Origin of the sequence: Brevibacterium sp. FME37 (assembly GCF_014897485.1) — a bacterium.
In the GTDB taxonomy this organism is placed as follows: domain Bacteria; phylum Actinomycetota; class Actinomycetes; order Actinomycetales; family Brevibacteriaceae; genus Brevibacterium.
In genome coordinates, this window is sequence record NZ_JABUYE010000003.1 from 328389 (window position 1) to 345561 (window position 17173).

A 17173-nucleotide genomic window follows, 5' to 3' on the forward strand; every position below is an offset into this window, starting at 1 on the left:
TTCCGGCTCGAGACTTCGTCTGCTGAACCTCAGCCGAAGGTGTCGCGTGGTCCCCGCCCGGACACACTGCGCCGCCCCTTTTTGAAACTGCGGCCGCGTGGCCCGCGGATCTCGATCTCCGTGATCGTCTGGGATCCGAGGCCTGCCTCCAATGCTCGGAGGATCGTCGGTTTGAGGACTCGCAGCTGGGTCGCCCAGGTCGTCGAGTCCGCTGCAATGATCAGCAGCGGAGGAGAGAAGTCGACCGGCTTGCAGTGCATCGCCACCTGTTCACCCACCAGATCCGGCCACCGGCCCAGGACCTTGCCGATGTCGATCGAAGAGGACCAACCTCGGGCGGAGATCAGCTTTCCGAGGGCCGATGAGATGGCTGCCGGGTCACGTTTGTCTTTGCCTGCCGAAGAGTAGATGGCCTCTCCTCGCAGTCGTGACCGGCGTCGACTGCGAACGAACTTGGCCTCGGTCGCCTCCATCCGACGCACCCGGTCGAGAGCTTCGAGTGCCGCGACCGGAGTTGAGGTGTCCTTCTGGATCCCGCTCATGGGAGCAGCCGTTCCTGGCTGATCCTTCGGCCTTCTAGGTCTGCGGGCAGATCTCCATCGACGGCTGCGGTGATGAATACCTGTTCAGCCGCGGTGATCCGTGAGGCCAGTCGGTTCCGACGTCCGGTGTCGAGTTCGGCGAAGACATCGTCGAGGACGAGAACGGGTTGTTCGGCACTCGACCCAGCGTCCGAGCTCAGCAGATCCCATCCGGCCAGCTGCATTGCCAGCGCCAATGACCAGGTCTCGCCGTGGGAGGCATAGCCCTTCGCCGGATGATCACCGATCGTCAGCGCCAGATCATCACGACCCGGACCGTGCAGGGTCACACCCCGTTCGATCTCAGTGGTACGCCGGCGTTCGAGGGCGGCCAGCAGCAGTTCCCGATACTCGGCCGCAGATTCTGCCTGCGAATAGTCGATGCGTGATTCGTAGCGAGCCTTGATGCCCTGACGCTCCAGACGAGCATCGGCGGCGATATAGGCGAAGTTCTCCTGCAGCGGCTCGACGATGTCGGCGAGAATACGCTGCCTGCCGTAGACCAGCTCCGCGGCGGAGTCTGCATAGGCCATATTCCAGATATCCAATGTGGCCTCAAGGCCAGGGTCACGGTCTTCGCGCAGACGTTTGAGCAGTGCGTTGCGTTGCTTGAGCGCCCGTTCGAAGTCCGTGATCACCGAGGAGTAGCGAGGATTACGGGACACGACCAGCGTGTCGATCCACGAGCGTCGTTCCGCTGGTTCACCTCGGACAAGGCTGAGGTCTTCTGGTGCGAAGACAACGCAGGAGACGAGACCGAGTATCTCCTTCATCTTCACCGGAGAACGGTTGACCCGTGCCCGGTTGGCACCCTTGGACTGGATCGAGACTTCAACCGTGGCATGCCGCTGATCGCGGTTGACGAGCGCTGACACGGTTGCCGTGTGCGCGGACTCGTTGACCAGCGGCGCATCGAAGGCGACCCGATGAGAGCGCAGATGGGCCAAATACCCGATGGCTTCGACGATATTGGTCTTGCCGGTTCCATTGTCGGCCACAAATGTGGTGACCCCGGGCTCGAATTCGAGATCGAGCTCGGGGTAGGACCGGTAGTTACGCAGCGAAAGTCGGGATATCCACATTCAGATACGCGTTGGCATGAGCAAGTATCGATACGACTCGTCGGCCGGAGCTTCCAGTTCCCTCTGTCCCGAGATGATGACGGGTTTCATCGGCTGAGTGAACGAGAAGTTCACGTACGGGCTCTCGATGGCGGCTAGACCCTCGGCGATGTAGTGCGGGTTGAAGCCGACGGTGATCGGATCGCCCTGCAGCACGGCTTCGACGGCTTCCGAAGCTTGAGCATCGTCGCCGGTCCCGGCATGGAGCGTGAGCATTCCGTCGCTGACTTCGAAGCGCAGCGGAGTGTTTCGCTCGGCGACGAGAGACACACGACGGACGGCCTCCCGCAGAACACCCGTTTCGACGATCGCGTGGATCGGCACCGAATCGGGGAACAGCGAACGGACTTTGGGGTATTCGCCTTCGACCAGGAGCGAAGTTGTGACTCTGCCCGCCGAGGTGAAGGAGATGAGATCCTTGCCCGCATCGTTGCTCAGACCGATGGTGACATCGCCGCCGAGGGATTTCGAGACATCGGAGAGTGTACGTCCGCGCAGAAGTGCAACAGCCGAGACGTCTGGACGACCTGGGTTCCAGGTGAACTCACGAACAGCGAGCCGATAGCGGTCGGTGGCCAGGAGTGTGACCTTTTCGCCTTCGATTTCAACACGAACGCTGGTCAGGATCGGCAGCGTGTCATCCTTCGATGTCGCGATCGTGACTTGTGAGACCGCGTTCTGGAATTCACCGGCAGAGACGGTTCCCGAAGCATCGGGTACCTGGGGCAACGATGGGTATTCGCCGACGGGCATCGTCATCAGTGAGAACCGCGACGAGCTGCAGGTGACATCGACCTTCGAGTCGATCTGCTCGAGGGTGACTTCCTGATTGGGAAGAGCTTTGGAGATATCTGCCAGGAGTCGACCGGAGACGAGAACGGTGCCCGCTGTGACCACGTCAGCTGCGATCTCGACTCGGGATGAGACTTCGTAGTCGAAGACTGAAAGACGAACCGTCCCACCAGCCTCGGCGGTGATCAGAATGCCGGTGAGGACAGGTGCCGACGGACGACTGGGGAGGGTCTTGGTAGCCCAAGTCACCGCATCGGCAAGGACATCGCGGTTGACTTTGAACTTTAGGGGAGATGTTTCGGCGTTCACTTTACTCCTTCGGGGTGGCCACCCGACGTACTCAAGACACTGGCTTGACGTTGCTCGGAAAACTTTACACAGCCTATCGGAAATCTCAGCTTCCCGGCATTGGACGGCCAACATCATGATCGTGGTCGGGCCGTGCTCGAAGCAGAACTAGCTGGATCTCGCATTCGAGAATCGACTGTAACCGTATGTTCGAATAATTCACAGTGCTCAGAGTCTGTGTCGAACTCTCCCCCAAGAGCCTGCCAACCTAGCCGATGCAGTCGGTGGCGGTCACCCTCTTACAACTTCAATTCAATGAGTAGAAGTATTAGCACCTGTGGAGTGTGTGGATAACCAACGGTTACGCCCTAGTAATCAAGGACCGAGCGACCTCCAAGGGTGTGGATCCCCTGTGCACGCTCACACATACTTCGGTGGGCGCTTGGGTAAGCACATCTATGTAGTTCACAGCCGTCCACTCACCTCGTGGAGTTATCCACCATTCTATCCCCAGGTTACGTGGTTTGTCCCCATGGTTATCCACAGATGTGTATACCGCTTTCTATAGGCGGTGTTGCTGTTTAATGCGGTTTGTTAACTCGGTGACCTGAGTGTAGACAGCCCGTCGTTCGGCCATCTGAGTTCGAATCTTCTTGTTCGCGTGCATCACCGTGGTGTGATCTCGGCCGCCGAAAGCCTGACCGATCTTCGGCAGGGACAGCTCCGTGAGTTCACGACACAGATACATGGCGATCTGACGAGCCGTCGTCAGAGTCCGTGATCGGGAGGTGCCGCACAGATCATCGAGAGTGAGGCTGAAATAGGCAGCGGTCTGACCCATGATGTCGGCAGCGGTGATGGCCGGGGTGTCGTCCTGAGTGATGAAATCCTTGAGCACGGTCGCAGCCAGACTGACGTCGACCTGCTGGTCATTGAGGTTGGCGAAGGCAGTCACCCGAATGAGTGCTCCCTCGAGTTCGCGGATATTCGAGGAGATCCGCGATGCGATGTATTCGAGCACGTCGTTGGGGACATCAAGATGCTCGCCGGCGGCCTTCCGGCGCAGAATGGCGAAGCGCGTCTCCATATCTGGGGGCTGCACATCCGTCAGGAGACCCCATTCGAAGCGTGAGCGCAGCCGCTCTTCGAAGCCCTTGAGCATCTTCGGCGGCTGGTCAGAGGTGATCACGACCTGTTTGACCTCATTGTGCAGAGCATTGAATGTGTGGAAGAACTCTTCGACCGTCGCATCCTTGCCCTGCAGGAACTGGATGTCATCGATCATCAGGATGTCGACCTCACGGTAACGACGCTGGAACGCAGGACGCAGAGAGTTCGACGTCTTCGAGGAACCGATCGTATTGATGAAGTCGTTGACGAACTCCTCGCTGGAGACGTATTTCACTCGGATCTCGGGGAACAGCTGTGTCGCGTAGTAGCCGATCGCATGCAGGAGGTGGGTCTTACCCAGTCCCGAGTCGCCGTAGATGAACAGTGGGTTGTATGCCTTGGCCGGTGCCTCGGCCACTGCGAAGGCCGCAGCATGGGCGAAGCGGTTGGAGGCGCCGATGACGAAGGTATCGAAGGTGTACTTGGGGTTGAGCTGGGCGACCCCGGGGACCTCTACCGGTGGAGTGGACTGGGCGGCGGTCGCCTCGGCGATCTTCATCTCTCGCGTCGTTCTTTCCACAGGTGCCCCATTGCTTGGTGCAGGACCCGAGTCCTCGTACCTGGGTGACTGCGGCTGCGGATGCGGTGCGCGGTAATGGGGAGTAGGGATCTGAGGCTCGGGATCTGGGGCCTCGGCCGGTGCAAAAGTGGGAGAACCGGCAGACCCCATCGCCGAGGTGGATGTCTCCGGATCGATCTCGATGGGTGAGCCCGGGGTGGGCTCCCCGATGAGATCTTCGAACCGGATCGGAACGTCGAGTTCCGGATCGACAACGAACCCGAAAGTCACCTCGAAACCGAGAACATGGGAGAACTCCCTGGTCAGAGGACCGAGAAGCCGGGTTTCAATGGTTCTGCGCGTGTGCTCATCGCGGACAGCGAGAAGGACCAGTGCGTTGTCGACGAGAGCTTTGGGCAGTGCTAGTGAGAGGAAGCCCTTCTGATGGGCAGTCAGACTGGGGTCCTGATCCAGGGTCGAGACCACCGTCCGCCATTGGCTGATGAGCTCATTTTTGGAATTCGACACCGTCAATCTTCCTCCGTTTTCGTAGTTTCTTCTGGGCGTGGTCCACACCTGTGTATGACTTCCACATAGTTTTCCACAGTTTGTGGAGAACTGACGAGTCATCCCAGTAATCCTCCACATTGGTGGATAACCATGTGGAAAACTACACGCCTGTTACTTGTGGACAGCGGCAGATGAGCAGAGGATGAATTGCGGCGAACAGTGCACAACAGTGACGTGAAACATTGCTATCGAGTTTGACCAGCAACTTTGACCTTGGCTAAGGTGGAGTGTCCTGTGTACCGGGCTTCATCCGATTATCTTGAATATCTTTTGGCTCTTATGCACAGGAGTGCTCGGCGGTCGAGACTCGCACCGCCGTTTTTTGTGAGAACGCAACGTCGTTCGACCGCAACCTAGAAATCGGAGACTTGAAGTGAGTAAGCGTACTTTCCAGCCCAATAACCGTAAGCGCGCCAAGAAGCACGGCTTCCGTCTGCGCATGCGCACCCGTGCCGGCCGTTCAATCCTGGCTGCACGTCGTCGCAAGGGACGTGCCGAAGTTTCGGCATAAGTGTGATCACCGCGGCTCACCGGATCCGCAGCGGAGACGACTTCAGAAGGGTCTTCAAAGCTGGCGTCCGCGTGCGCTCGGACCATTTGATGGCACACAGCCTGATAGATAATGATGATTCCCACGCTGCGCGCGTGGGTTTCATCGTATCCAAGGCCGTCGGAAACGCCGTCAGCCGGAACCGCGTGAAACGTCGTCTGCGAGAGATCGTGCGGGTTCGACTCGACAGCCTGGACTCCAGTGCATTGTTCGTGGTCAGAGCATTGCCCCACGCGGCAGAAGCTGAATTCGCTGTGCTGGAGTCCGAGGTCACGATGCTGATCGACAAAGCGCAGAAGAAGCTAGAGAGCCGTGGACGCCGAACGTGATCTGAAGCGCCCCTCGGAGGTGCCCCACAGACCGGCTGGTTTCTGGCCCACAGCCTGGTGGGTGATCCGAACCGGACCGCGCATGCCGTTCGTATGGTTCATCAGAGCCTATCGAGTCGTCGTGTCTCCACTGTATGGACAGGTCTGCCGATACTATCCCAGTTGCTCGATGTACGGCCTGGAGGCCTTCGAGATACACGGAGTTCTCAAGGGAATGGTGTTAACTGGGTGGCGAATACTACGATGCAATCCCTTTTCCCATGGTGGGGTGGACCATGTTCCCGGTTCAGCGCGCCAGTCCCGCTCAAATTCGATGAATGACGATGAGAGCACCTGAACACACTTTGCGTGTGCCGCAGATGACCAGTGCATCTGTGCATCACGAGCAGCTCGGAGGCTGACTCCTCCGGCACGCGAGAGCAGGACCAAAGGTTCCGTGTCGCGCAGACCTGTTAACAATGGCAAAATGAACGATCGTGAAGAATCGTTGTAACGAGGAGTACTGAATGGACTGGATGGACAAGCTGCTCTACCCGCTGCAGTGGGTAGTTGCTTGGGTCCTCGCGATCTTCCACGAGGTCTTCACTGCGATCGGTCTTCCCGCCGCCAATGGTTGGACATGGGTGCTGTCGATTGCGGGGCTCACTCTTGTGATGCGCGCAATCCTGATCCCGCTGTTCGTCTATCAGATCAAGTCGCAGCGGAAGATGCAGCTGCTGCAGCCTCAGATTCAGCGCCTGCAGGCCAAATACAAGGGCAAGAAAGACCAGTACTCGCGTCAGGCCATGGCCGAAGAGCAGATGAACCTGTTCCGCGACAACAAGACGAGCCCTTGGGCCTCGTGTCTGCCGCTTCTTGTGCAGATGCCGATTTTCTTCTCACTCTTCCGAGTCATTCACAACATGCCGAATGTGGCCGATGGATCCATCGGGGCCATCGGCGGCTTCACCCAGAACCTGGCCCAACAGGCCGAGGCATCCTCGGTCTTCGGAATCTCTCTGTCTGCGACCTTCTTGGAGACTCCGGGCATCGGAGTCAAACTCCTTACCGGCGTGCTCATTGTGATCATGGCTTCGACGATGTTCATCACGCAGAAGCAGATGATGGCGAAGAACATGTCGGAGACCGCTATGGCGAATCCGATGATGCAGTCACAGAAGATGTTGCTCTATGTGATGCCCGTTGTGTTCGGTTTCGGTGGTCTTTATTTCCCACTCGGCGTTCTCTTCTACTGGCTCGTTTCGAACACCTGGACGATGTGCCAGCAGCACGTGGTCATCCGTAATATGCCAGCTCCCGGTTCGAAGGCGGAGAAGGAGATGCTGGAGCGTAAAGCACGCAAGGGCAAACCCGTTGCGCAGCCTGAGATCAAGGGTGGAACCGCGACCGCAGTTGAGCCGGCCACGAATCAGAGCCGTCAGCGGCAGCAACCAGTGAGCAAGAACCGCAAGAAGAACAAGAAGCGCTGAGGAAGAAAATGACTGAAGAGAATGTCGACACGACTGTTGATGAGAACGTCGACGAGACTGTCGACGCTGGCACCACCGACAATGGTGTCGAAAAAGCTGCGAAGCCGACAAGAGCCGAGCTCCTCGAAGAAGAGGGCGAGATCGCGGCTGATTACCTCGAAGAACTGATGGACCTCGCTGATATCGATGGCGACATCGACATCGATGTCGGGGATGGACGCGCACAGCTGTCGATTGTCTGCGAGGAAGACGAAGAATCTAACCTGCGCACGCTGGTCGGCCGCGAGGGTAAGACGCTCGGTGCTCTGCAGGAGCTCAGTCGTCTGGCAGTCCAGACGAGCACAGGTCAGCGCTCCTGGCTGATGCTCGACATCGACGGATTCCGAAATAGCCGTCGTGACGAGCTGATCAAGAAGGCGAAGCAGGCTATCGAGGACGTCAAGGAATCGGGCAACGAATACGCGTTCAAACCGATGAATAGCTTTGAACGCAAGATCATCCACGATCAGGTTGCTCAGGCCGGTTTGGTTTCGGAGTCCGAAGGTGAGGGTGACGGCCGGCACGTGTTGGTTCGTCCTGCCCATGACTGACATTTCCGCGCTCGAAATTCCCCCGGCAGGCACCGAAGAGTTCTTTGGTACCTCCTACCCAACGGCAGTGCGGTACGCCCAGCACTTGGCTACCACCGGCATCGAATGGGGTCTGATCGGTCCGCGTGAGATCGACAGACTGTGGACCAGACACATCCTCAACTGTGCAGTGGTCGCCGAGTTCATCGATGACAGGGATGTCGTCGGCGATGTTGGCAGCGGCGCTGGTCTGCCAGGTATTCCCATCGCATTGCTGCGCCCCGAAGCACAGGTCGTTCTCATCGAACCGATGGAACGCCGAGTCGAATGGCTGAAGATGGTCGTCGACGATCTGGGATTAGACAACGTTCGTATCGTCCGAGCTCGCGTCGAAGAACTCGTTGATGAAGAGATGTTCACCGTTGTGACGTCTCGGGCGGTCAAAGCGATGACGACTCTCATCGAATGGACTCATGAAGTGATGGGTCCCGACGGACGGATCCTCGCGCTCAAAGGTGCTTCGGTCGAAGCCGAGTTGGCGAAGACGAAGAAACTGCTGAAGCGGTACCGACTGTCTCAGCCGCAGATTCACATCGTTGACGGTGGAATCCTTGAAGTCCCGAGCCGTGTCGTCGAGATAGTCAAGAAATAGTACGAAGTAGATTTGGTCTAGGCTGAGTATAGCTTTGTGAAACCAATGGATGATGGAGTGCGCCGAATGCCGATCATGGACGAGTCGTCTCCCATAGGTGCTGCAATCGCGCGCGATAACCGTCGCGCCGATCGACTGTCCCAGGCGAGTTTTCCACAACCGGACTCTACCCGGATTTTCACAATCGCCAACCAGAAGGGTGGCGTCGGGAAGACCACCACTGCTGTGAATATCGCCGCTGCCTTGGCGAATCAAGACCTCAACGTCCTGCTCATCGATATCGATCCACAGGGCAATGCAAGTACAGCTCTGGGTATTGACCATTATTCCGAAGTCACCAGCATCTACGATGTGATCATCGATGACGTGCCCATGCGGGATGCTGTCGCTCAGTGTCCGGACTTCGAGAGCCTCAAATGCGTGCCGGCAACGATCGACTTGGCGGGAGCCGAGATCGAGCTGGTGTCCCTTGTCGCTCGTGAGCAGCGTCTGCAGAGGTCGTTGGGCCTCTATCTCGAAGAAGAGGCTGCAGCGGGCAATCGGGTTGACTACGTAATTGTGGACTGCCCACCGAGCCTGGGTCTGTTGACAGTCAACGCATTCGTCGCTGCCAGAGAAGTACTCATCCCGATCCAGTGTGAATACTACGCGCTTGAGGGATTGAGCCAGTTGCTGAAGAACATTCAGCTCATCCAAAAGCATCTCAATCCGAAGCTGGCGATCTCCACCATTATTCTGACGATGTATGACGGGAGAACCAACCTCAGCAAACAGGTGGCCGACGATGTTCGCACTCATTTCCCTGAGCAGGTTCTGTCATCCTCGATCCCACGCTCCGTGCGCATTTCAGAGGCGCCGAGTTACGGCCAGACGGTGATTTCGTACGACCCCCATTCCAGTGGCGCTTTGTCCTATCAGGAAGCCGCCGAAGAAATCGCACAACGAGGAGTAGATCGTGGCTGAACGCAAGAAGCGTGGACTGGGCCGTGGATTAGGCGCTTTGATTCCGGATGCGGCGTCGAGTGACCGTCCAGTCGACGTGTTCTTCTCCGGCGGCGAGCCTGAAGAGGCCAAGCAGAGTGCAGAGGAGCCAAAGGCGCCTCGAGCTGCTCGTACGGATCCTGCCGCTTCTATGCAGTCTTCTCGCCGTCGTAAGCCTAAGGCTGGGGCCTCCACAGGCGCGTCGACGGATAAACCCGCGAAGAAGGAAATGCCGGCTGCTAAGGCCTCTCCGGCCAAGAAGGACACGGGATCAGCAGCGGTCAATTCAGGTGGTTCTGAATCCACGGCGAAAAAGGCCGCCGCAGGTGCCAAATCGACCGGTGCCAAAACCACAGGTGCGAAGACGGCCAGCTCCAAGACAACGGGTGCCAAGACCGCTGGAGCCAAAACCACTGGCGCGAACACGGCCGGCACGACGAAATCGGATTCGGCGAAGGCCAGTACCGCGAAGTCCTCGAACACAAAATCGACGGCCGTTGAACCCAGTGCCGCTAAACCGGCGGTTGAAAGGCCGTCTGCGAAGAAAGCTGCGACGGAACCGTCGAATGACGCACCGGTAGAGACGTCTCCGACTAAGGAACCAGCCAAGAGTAAGACGGATCCGGATTTTGGCTCCGTATCGCCAGCCACTGCCGGGGATAGCATAGCCGTCGCCGACAATAGCGCCACCGACAGCATCGCAGCGCCGGTCAACGAGACCGCTGAGCCTGACGTGGAAGCTAACACAAACATTGTCGGGGGCGGTCCAGACGCTGAGTCGGTACAGACTGACGATGTCTCTGAGATGCATCCCGGTGTATACAGGTCGGGACATGAAGTCTTTGACGAGGCACAAAGCGCCACGGCCGGAACATCAGGTACTACAGATGAAGTGTCGACCGGGTTTGAGTCTGGCAGCTCATCCTCGGAGCCGGATGTTGATGTAGTCGCAGAAGATTCTGCGCCTGGCGACGACAGTAGCATCGCCGGAGTGGATTCGATCCCCGATACAGAGTTCGGCGAGCTCGGAGTGGACCGCATTGATGCTAATCCGCGTCAGCCGCGTACCTTCTTTGATGAAGATCAGCTCAGTGAACTTGTCCACAGCATTCGCGAGATCGGCGTTCTGCAGCCGGTGGTTGTTCGGCAGAAGCCCGGCGACGCCGAGCGCTTCGAGCTCATTATGGGCGAACGACGTCTGCGCGCGACGAAGGACGCGGGTTTTTCGACCATTCCGGCGATCATTCGCTACGTTGATGACACGGATCTGTTGCGAGATGCTCTCCTCGAAAACCTTCATCGTGCAGAGCTGAATCCTCTTGAAGAGGCTGCAGCTTACGGCCAGCTGCTCGAGGACTTTGGATGTACGCAGGAGGAGCTGTCTGAACGTATTGGGCGATCGCGCCCGCAGATCTCCAACACCCTTCGTCTGCTTCGCCTGCCACCTCTTGTCCAGCGGCGCGTGGCGGCCGGAGTCATTTCGGCTGGGCATGCTCGCGCAATCCTGGGTCTTCGGGAGCCGGAGCACATGGAAGTTCTGGCGCAACGCATTGTGGCCGAAGGGATGTCTGTAAGGGCGTCCGAGGAGGCTGTGGTTCTTCTCAACCGCGGCGACTCCATGAATGTTTCACGTGCAACGACACAAGTATCACCTCAGTTCATTGAGGTCGCGGAGCGGCTTGGGGACCGCCTGGACACCAAAGTGAACATCACAGTTGGAAAGAAGAAGGGCAAACTCAGCGTTGAGTTCGCAAACCAGGACGATCTGGATCGTATCCTGACTTTGCTGGGCGTGGAATCACCGGCTGAATAGCTGGTTCTTTGCTGCTCTCCTTGGGGCGGGTGAGGTGGACGAATGTTCACTTCCCCGCCCCACTTCTGTCTTGCGAGGACTCGTAGGCGGATGGTCTCGTCGATCCGCGACGGTTCAACATGGATCTTCCATAGTGCTTTACGGTAGCTGACACTCCAAACCGCAGCTGCGTTCTGCTGGAACCGCGGTGTTGAGAAGCGGTTGATATTTACAATCGATGGTTATAAATATGTCTCTTTTGGCGGACGACGTTAGGTTTCACGTGAAACGTTCCCAGTTTCATCCGAATCGGCTTGGCGTTTGTACGTCTTCTAGTCAATTGTTCGCAGAGTTCTCCTTCCCATAGGGCAACCGTCATGTTTGACTGTTGGCTATGAGCCATAGATTTCTATTCGGTTCATGGTTGTACCGTCGGTTCACTAAACAGATATTTCGACTAAGGGCACGCGGACTTGACTCTTCAGACTTCGGCATTCTCGACTTTTGGCGGATGATCATTTATGTTCTGCCGTTTCACGTGAAACAGCTGCGCGATGCGCCGCGCATTTTGGGATTAGAATTGCCTTGTTTATGAGGCGACGGCGGTCATATTTGTGGGCTCGGATGAAGAGCTCGCTCGATCTTGTGTAGACAGTCGAGCGAGGTCATCCTCTTCGGCGACGACCAGTTGACCGGTAGCATTCAAGACACCTCCGCTTCAGGTTAGTGACTTCCTGTAGTTTTTCGAGGCCGGCTCTCCTAAAGGTGGGATTAGTTTCACGTGAAACATGTTTGACCTGGTGTTTTGGAGTTCCAGGCAGGCAACCCGATGCCGACCGGCAGTCACCTGTTCGGCCGGTATCCGTTATGGGTAGGACACCGAAAGGGCACTTCGGTTCAGAGAAATCCCCGCAGGCAGATGTGTCTCCCTGGCCTGTAATTAGGCGCGTCAATACCGTCCTGAGGCAAGGGTATGAGCCTGATGAGCGTAGATATTCCTATTCCGTTTCACGTGAAACAACACGTCTTCTTTCTCCGCGTTGCTCAGCGAGCAGTTTATAGGTCTTCTTGACTGCCGAAAGCCTCATTTCGGTGATTGCTGATATGCCGGGTTCGAATGGTGGAAGTGGAGCTTATGGGTCTAGCTACTAGACCCTGTGGCATCAATATGCAGTTGGGCTTCAGCGAACAGTGCGTACTTTAGGACGCCTTGGTTAGAGTCTAAGTGTCCAATATGTTTAGCTTCATTTCTTACAACTCTCTGGCGATGCGGTGTCCTCGAGGTCCGAACCGGGGTGCGTTTCACGTGAAACGAAGGGACAATGAAGTTTCGTCCCCGTCATGGACTGTTGAGAGTTCAGATTGTTGTGCTTCGTGTTCGACGGTAGGAGTTCCCTTTGGGGCACGGTTTCACGTGAAACTTCATCTCAGCCAACTTGATCAAGTTCGGGAGGACCCCCTTGTTTCACGTGAAACGGTCATTCTTCAACGGTCCTTCCTAGCGTTTGAGGTAGGAGCAACCCAACCCTATGCCAGGTGCTCTAAAGCGCGCGAGCGCGGAGATACACAGAATACCGGTTTTGACCGATTCGTAATGGTCGGAAAGTGCGACATTCCGTAGTGGGTGTGCGGTGTTGCTATTCGTGCTTCTGGACAATTTGATGCATACCGGGCAGGTCTGATTAGTGTCAATTTGGCGATACATCGCAATTCAGCACCCGACACAACTCAGTTGTCCGTTGTCCACTCATTGTCCGATTCGAAATTCGTGGATGCCGCATGTCGATCTAATGACATACGGCATCTTTCCCTCTACTCATCTGCATACTGTTGTGTCGAAGTCGCCAATTGCGAATTAGTTTCACGTGAAACAGACTGGCGCGGACCAGACGATCGACTCCTCCTCCTGATGAAAGATGGATCTATACTGATGAGTCATGGCATATATTTCGAACCGAATGGTTATCGTTCGGTCTGTTTGGCGCCTCTGTTTTCGATAGCGATGTGCAGTGTGAATCGCCCTCCCGCCACTTCAGCCAGGCCAGCGCCCGTACGGACTCTCGTTCCACGTGAAACATTGAGTTTGTAATAGGGATGTCGAGTTTGTCGGACTCACCCAGATGTAAGTTGGTAGGTACAACGTCGCTCTGATGACAGGTTCCATCGAGGTAGCCGTCTCGGCATGGTTAACGGTGGTTCGTTTGACGCCGTCGTTGTAGGCGGTCATGTCAATGCATGTTCCCACAGAGGGCTGGGCAGTCATCTGGGCTTCTGGTGTTTCAGGTGAAACGATGTGCTGTATGTCGACGTATATCGGCAAGATATGTGCGTTGGAGCGCGGTTGGGCTGCCTAGATATCGGGAGATACGTTCGCAATCCTCAGACTGAGTATTTTTGATGATCGCCCGTCTGTGTGGATAGATCTCATCATTCCCTGTGTCTTTTAAGTTTAGCGACGCTGTCCTTGATGACTATCAGGATAAGCATTCGCGACGTCGGGCACCAGGCCTAGAGGACGCGCCGCAGAGACTCTGTTTCATTTCGGGTGTGATGTCCTGTGAGTCGGAGGCTGATGAAACAAGTCGGTCCGGTCGTCTGCAGACGAGTTCTCTTCAGACGGGAATTCCAGGCGGATCCGAGTAGGCCATTTGTGTATCGAGTCGTTCGCTTGAAGTTGCAAGATGGAACAGCCAAGCATCGCGACATCTCCACTGAGTGTAAACGCGAGCTGGACGCCGACCGTGGGGTCGCAATCACGGCAGCTTACCGCCAGATTTGCTGGAAGGGTCGGTGGACACAACTACTTTCGGACATATCCGGTGTAGGTACCATTGCCGATTGGTGGCACACGCTCCTCATGATTCCGTTCCACGTGAAACGGCTGTGAGCGTGCTCTTAGCTGTATGCTTTGATTTCCGCCAGGCTGAGAGTCCCGGTCTCTGGGTCTGAGTCCTCGCGAACGTACAGCCTCTGCAAGCCTGCGGCGATTCCGTCGGCAATTGCATCGCGAACGTTAGCGTCTTCTAGATTGTCGAGATCGTCGTTATTGGTGAGATAGCCAGCGACTACGTGAACCTTCGGAGTCCGGAGACGCTTCAAGGATGACCAGGTGCGTGCATGGCTCCTGCAGTCCCTCATCCCCGTTCGCGCAGTGAGCTCGCTCTGGATGAGCTCTGCAAGACGTCCTCCGGTAGGGGAATTGATATCGGAATGTGTTTCGTGTCCGAAGTAGAAGGTCGCAATTCCGTTTGCGTCCTTGGACTTGTTAATGTCTGCAGTGACTGTAATTACGGCAGAAGCACCGAGCTGATCGGCCTTGTTGACCTCGACAGCATCTCCGTGCAGAACGACTGCTCCAGCGCCGACGGCCTCGAGCCGGCCGGCAAGGCGGCTTGCAATATCGGCAGTGATGCGACGCTCGGTGTCCGCTTGCAGTGCCGTCATGGGCAGAGTCTCGAAATCTACAACTGTAGTGGCTGCTTCGATGACGAAGGTCCGACCGGCCAGTGACGTTCCGGATGCTGCGACGCGCGCCCGTTCCTCGAGCGCGAAGAGATTGCCGGTGTCCTGTTTGCGATCGATGGCGTCGAGTCCTCGCAGCGTCTGTGGCCCGGCGACGCCGTCGACTTTGGTTCCGAGGCTCATCTGCAGTTCCTTGACGGCGGCATCCGTTACCGCAGAGTACTCTGCATCCATGCGACCGGCGTAGAACCCGAGGCCCGCGAGGGTTCTCTGTAGTTTGAGTACGTCATCCCCTGTAAGGACTCTGACGGGGTCATAGCGGAGCACTCGATCGCCGAGTTGATATCGAGCCCGTTCGAGCTCCGAAAAGGTCTCCGTGCCCATTACGCCGTCACAGAGAATTCCACGCACCTGTTGGAACTGGCGCACGCCGAGTTCGAATGCGCGGTCGAACTCGACGGACTCTGCTTGACCGACATTGAGTCCCAGGCGAGCCATCTGAGATTTGATGTTGGGCAACACCTCAGAGCTGTCCCCGCGTGAAAACTGCGGTTGTGGGTTGTGAGTCAATGCCGTGCCAATCTGCTGTGCGAAGTTCTGAACGTGTTCCTGTCTGCCATCTGGATAGACCTAAGGCGCCTGTTGATCGTACAACAGGCGCCTTAGAACATGATCAGATGAAGTCGGAGAGCTCATCCTCAAGCGCCGGCTTCGGCCGCGCACCGATGATGGTCTTTGCTACCTCACCATCCTTGAAGACATAGAGCGCAGGGATCGAGGTGATTCCGTACTTGCTCGCAGTTTCGAGGTTTTCGTCAGTGTTGACCTTCACTACGTTGAGCTTCTCGGAGTTCTCTTCCGCGATCTGGTCTACGATCGGGCTGACCATACGGCAAGGGCCGCACCAGGGAGCCCAGAAATCGACGAGCACTGGCTTGTCTGACTTCAAAACGGTCTCTTCGAACGTGGCATCAGTGACTTCTGTCGACATGAGCAACCTTTCTGTTAATGATGTTCTCTATCGGAAACAGCCTTTGCGGGAGTTTCATTCCCACAGTGGACTCGTCGGGTCGCCTCACCACAAACGCACTGGGGTGCCCAGTGGTAGTTGCCGAGTATTACAACAGGATTCGTGTCAGGAGGCGACTGGCTCCGTAACCTGTGGTGTCTCAGCTGCGACGGCCTGTGCTTGTTTTGTCAGAGTCTCCAGGTCGGCAAGGTAGTGCTCGGCGTCGAGTGCGGCGGAGCAACCGGATCCAGCAGCGGTGATGGCCTGTCGGTAGACAGAATCGATCACATCGCCAGCAGCGAAGACGCCCTCGACCGTGGTTTTCGAGGTTCGTCCTTCGACGTTGAGATATCCGTCAGGTCGCAGCGAAAGCTGATCGCCGAAGAGACTTGTGCGGGGATCCGAGCCGATGGCTACGAACATGCCGGTGACCGGCAGCTCGGACGTTTCGCCGGTGACGGTATTGCGGACAGTGAGTCCGGTCAGCGAATCTTCGCCATGGATTTCGGCTACCTCGCTGTCGAGGAGGTATTCGAGTTTCTCATCGGCGGCTGCCCGATCCTGCATTGCCTGCGAAGCTCGTAGGTCCTGACGGCGGTGGATCAGTGTGACCTTGGATGCGAAACGAGTGAGGAATGTCGCCTCTTCGAGGGCGGAGTCGCCGCCGCCGACAACGGCGATGTGCTGGTCCCGGAAGAAGAACCCGTCGCAGGTGGCGCACCAGCTGACACCGTGACCAGACAGCTTCTTCTCATTGGGAAGGTTGAGTTCGCGGTATGCGGATCCGGTGGCGAGGATGACTGCCTGAGCCGTATACCTGGCTCCCAGTGCAGTTTCGATCTGATGTGCACCGGGCTCCAGTTTGAGGGTCGCGACATCGTCGTAGATCACCTCGGCGCCGAATTTCTCGGCCTGTTCGCGCATGCTCTCCATGAGCTCTGGACCCTGAACGCCTGCGGGGAATCCGGGGTAATTCTCAACGTCGGTGGTGTTCATGAGTTCACCACCTGCTGTCACAGAACCTGCAATGACCACGGGCGAAAGGTTCGCACGAGCCGCATAGACGGCCGCGGTGTATCCAGCCGGACCCGACCCGATGATCACCAATTGTGTATCAGTCATGTGAAAATTCCCTGCTTCTGCTCGCTGTGTTCTCAGTGCCCCGCTCAATGGCGGCACGGAATGCTTATCGTACGTGTAACGGTACGGCGGTTGCGACTATTCCGCATCTGCGTTCAAGCGAGGTTCGACGAACCTCGCCGACCTGCAGGCAAGCTGACTAGTCAATGTCTGCGGCTCAGTTCGGCCTCTGCCGGTCAAACTGAGGTCGGCGTCGAAT

15 protein-coding genes are annotated in these 17173 nt (G+C 57.0%); 8 read left to right on the top strand and 7 right to left on the bottom strand.

Going from position 1 to position 17173, the window contains the following annotated elements; all coding sequences use genetic code 11:
* Positions 1 to 29: 29 nt before the first annotated feature.
* The 4 genes from INT29_RS05680 to dnaA form a co-directional block, all read right to left on the bottom strand.
* On the bottom strand, positions 30 to 542 hold the full coding sequence (locus INT29_RS05680; RefSeq protein ID WP_101572312.1) for a DUF721 domain-containing protein: 513 nt from the start codon (positions 540 to 542) through the stop codon (positions 30 to 32).
* Positions 539 to 1663, bottom strand: a complete 1125-nt coding sequence (gene recF / locus INT29_RS05685) for a DNA replication/repair protein RecF (RefSeq protein ID WP_193071019.1) — start codon at positions 1661 to 1663, stop codon at positions 539 to 541. Before recF ends, INT29_RS05680 begins: the two co-directional genes overlap by 4 nt.
* A complete protein-coding gene (dnaN, locus tag INT29_RS05690) occupies positions 1664 to 2803 on the bottom strand; it encodes a DNA polymerase III subunit beta (RefSeq protein WP_193069876.1) in 1140 nt (379 codons plus the stop codon).
* 541 nt (positions 2804 to 3344) lie between these two features.
* Complete coding sequence (dnaA, locus tag INT29_RS05695) at positions 3345 to 4979, bottom strand: chromosomal replication initiator protein DnaA (RefSeq protein WP_101572306.1); 1635 nt, start codon at positions 4977 to 4979, stop codon at positions 3345 to 3347.
* Between the two features lie 415 nt (positions 4980 to 5394).
* Here dnaA and rpmH point away from each other — a divergent pair, with 415 nt between their 5' ends.
* From rpmH to INT29_RS20610, 8 genes are all read left to right on the top strand, one after another.
* Positions 5395 to 5532, top strand: a complete 138-nt coding sequence (rpmH, locus tag INT29_RS05700) for a 50S ribosomal protein L34 (RefSeq protein WP_009882743.1) — start codon at positions 5395 to 5397, stop codon at positions 5530 to 5532.
* Between the two features lie 2 nt (positions 5533 to 5534).
* Positions 5535 to 5900, top strand: a complete 366-nt coding sequence (gene rnpA, locus INT29_RS05705) for a ribonuclease P protein component (protein ID WP_101572304.1) — start codon at positions 5535 to 5537, stop codon at positions 5898 to 5900.
* An 82-nt stretch (positions 5901 to 5982) separates the two neighbouring features.
* Positions 5983 to 6237 carry a membrane protein insertion efficiency factor YidD gene (yidD, locus tag INT29_RS05710; RefSeq protein WP_101572302.1) on the top strand — a complete coding sequence of 85 codons (255 nt, stop codon included), beginning with the start codon at positions 5983 to 5985 and terminating at the stop codon, positions 6235 to 6237.
* Between the two features lie 169 nt (positions 6238 to 6406).
* Positions 6407 to 7369: a membrane protein insertase YidC gene (gene yidC / locus INT29_RS05715; RefSeq protein ID WP_101572300.1), complete on the top strand. Its 963-nt coding sequence runs from the start codon at positions 6407 to 6409 to the stop codon at positions 7367 to 7369.
* 8 nt (positions 7370 to 7377) lie between these two features.
* The gene (locus tag INT29_RS05720; RefSeq protein WP_101572298.1) at positions 7378 to 7959 is read left to right on the top strand and encodes a protein jag; all 582 of its coding nucleotides are present in this window, start codon (positions 7378 to 7380) and stop codon (positions 7957 to 7959) included.
* The gene (rsmG, locus tag INT29_RS05725; RefSeq protein ID WP_193071020.1) at positions 7952 to 8590 is read left to right on the top strand and encodes a 16S rRNA (guanine(527)-N(7))-methyltransferase RsmG; all 639 of its coding nucleotides are present in this window, start codon (positions 7952 to 7954) and stop codon (positions 8588 to 8590) included. Before INT29_RS05720 ends, rsmG begins: the two co-directional genes overlap by 8 nt.
* A gap of 66 nt (positions 8591 to 8656) precedes the next feature.
* Positions 8657 to 9553 carry a ParA family protein gene (locus INT29_RS05730; RefSeq protein WP_101572296.1) on the top strand — a complete coding sequence of 299 codons (897 nt, stop codon included), beginning with the start codon at positions 8657 to 8659 and terminating at the stop codon, positions 9551 to 9553.
* Entirely contained in the window at positions 9546 to 11384 is a 1839-nt protein-coding gene (locus INT29_RS20610; RefSeq protein ID WP_193071022.1) for a ParB/RepB/Spo0J family partition protein, read from the top strand. Before INT29_RS05730 ends, INT29_RS20610 begins: the two co-directional genes overlap by 8 nt.
* Positions 11385 to 14258: 2874 nt before the next feature.
* Here INT29_RS20610 and INT29_RS05740 read toward each other — a convergent pair.
* The 3 genes from INT29_RS05740 to trxB all read right to left on the bottom strand — a co-directional run bounded on the left by INT29_RS05740 (position 14259) and on the right by trxB (position 16956).
* Positions 14259 to 15347: a peptidoglycan-binding protein gene (locus INT29_RS05740; protein WP_319020844.1), complete on the bottom strand. Its 1089-nt coding sequence runs from the start codon at positions 15345 to 15347 to the stop codon at positions 14259 to 14261.
* Positions 15348 to 15498: 151 nt separating this feature from the next.
* Positions 15499 to 15816 (bottom strand): thioredoxin, encoded by a 318-nt coding sequence (gene trxA, locus INT29_RS05745; protein WP_193071023.1) that lies wholly within the window; start codon positions 15814 to 15816, stop codon positions 15499 to 15501.
* 144 nt (positions 15817 to 15960) lie between these two features.
* On the bottom strand, positions 15961 to 16956 hold the full coding sequence (gene trxB, locus INT29_RS05750) for a thioredoxin-disulfide reductase (protein ID WP_193071024.1): 996 nt from the start codon (positions 16954 to 16956) through the stop codon (positions 15961 to 15963).
* Between the last annotated feature and the right edge of the window lie 217 nt (positions 16957 to 17173).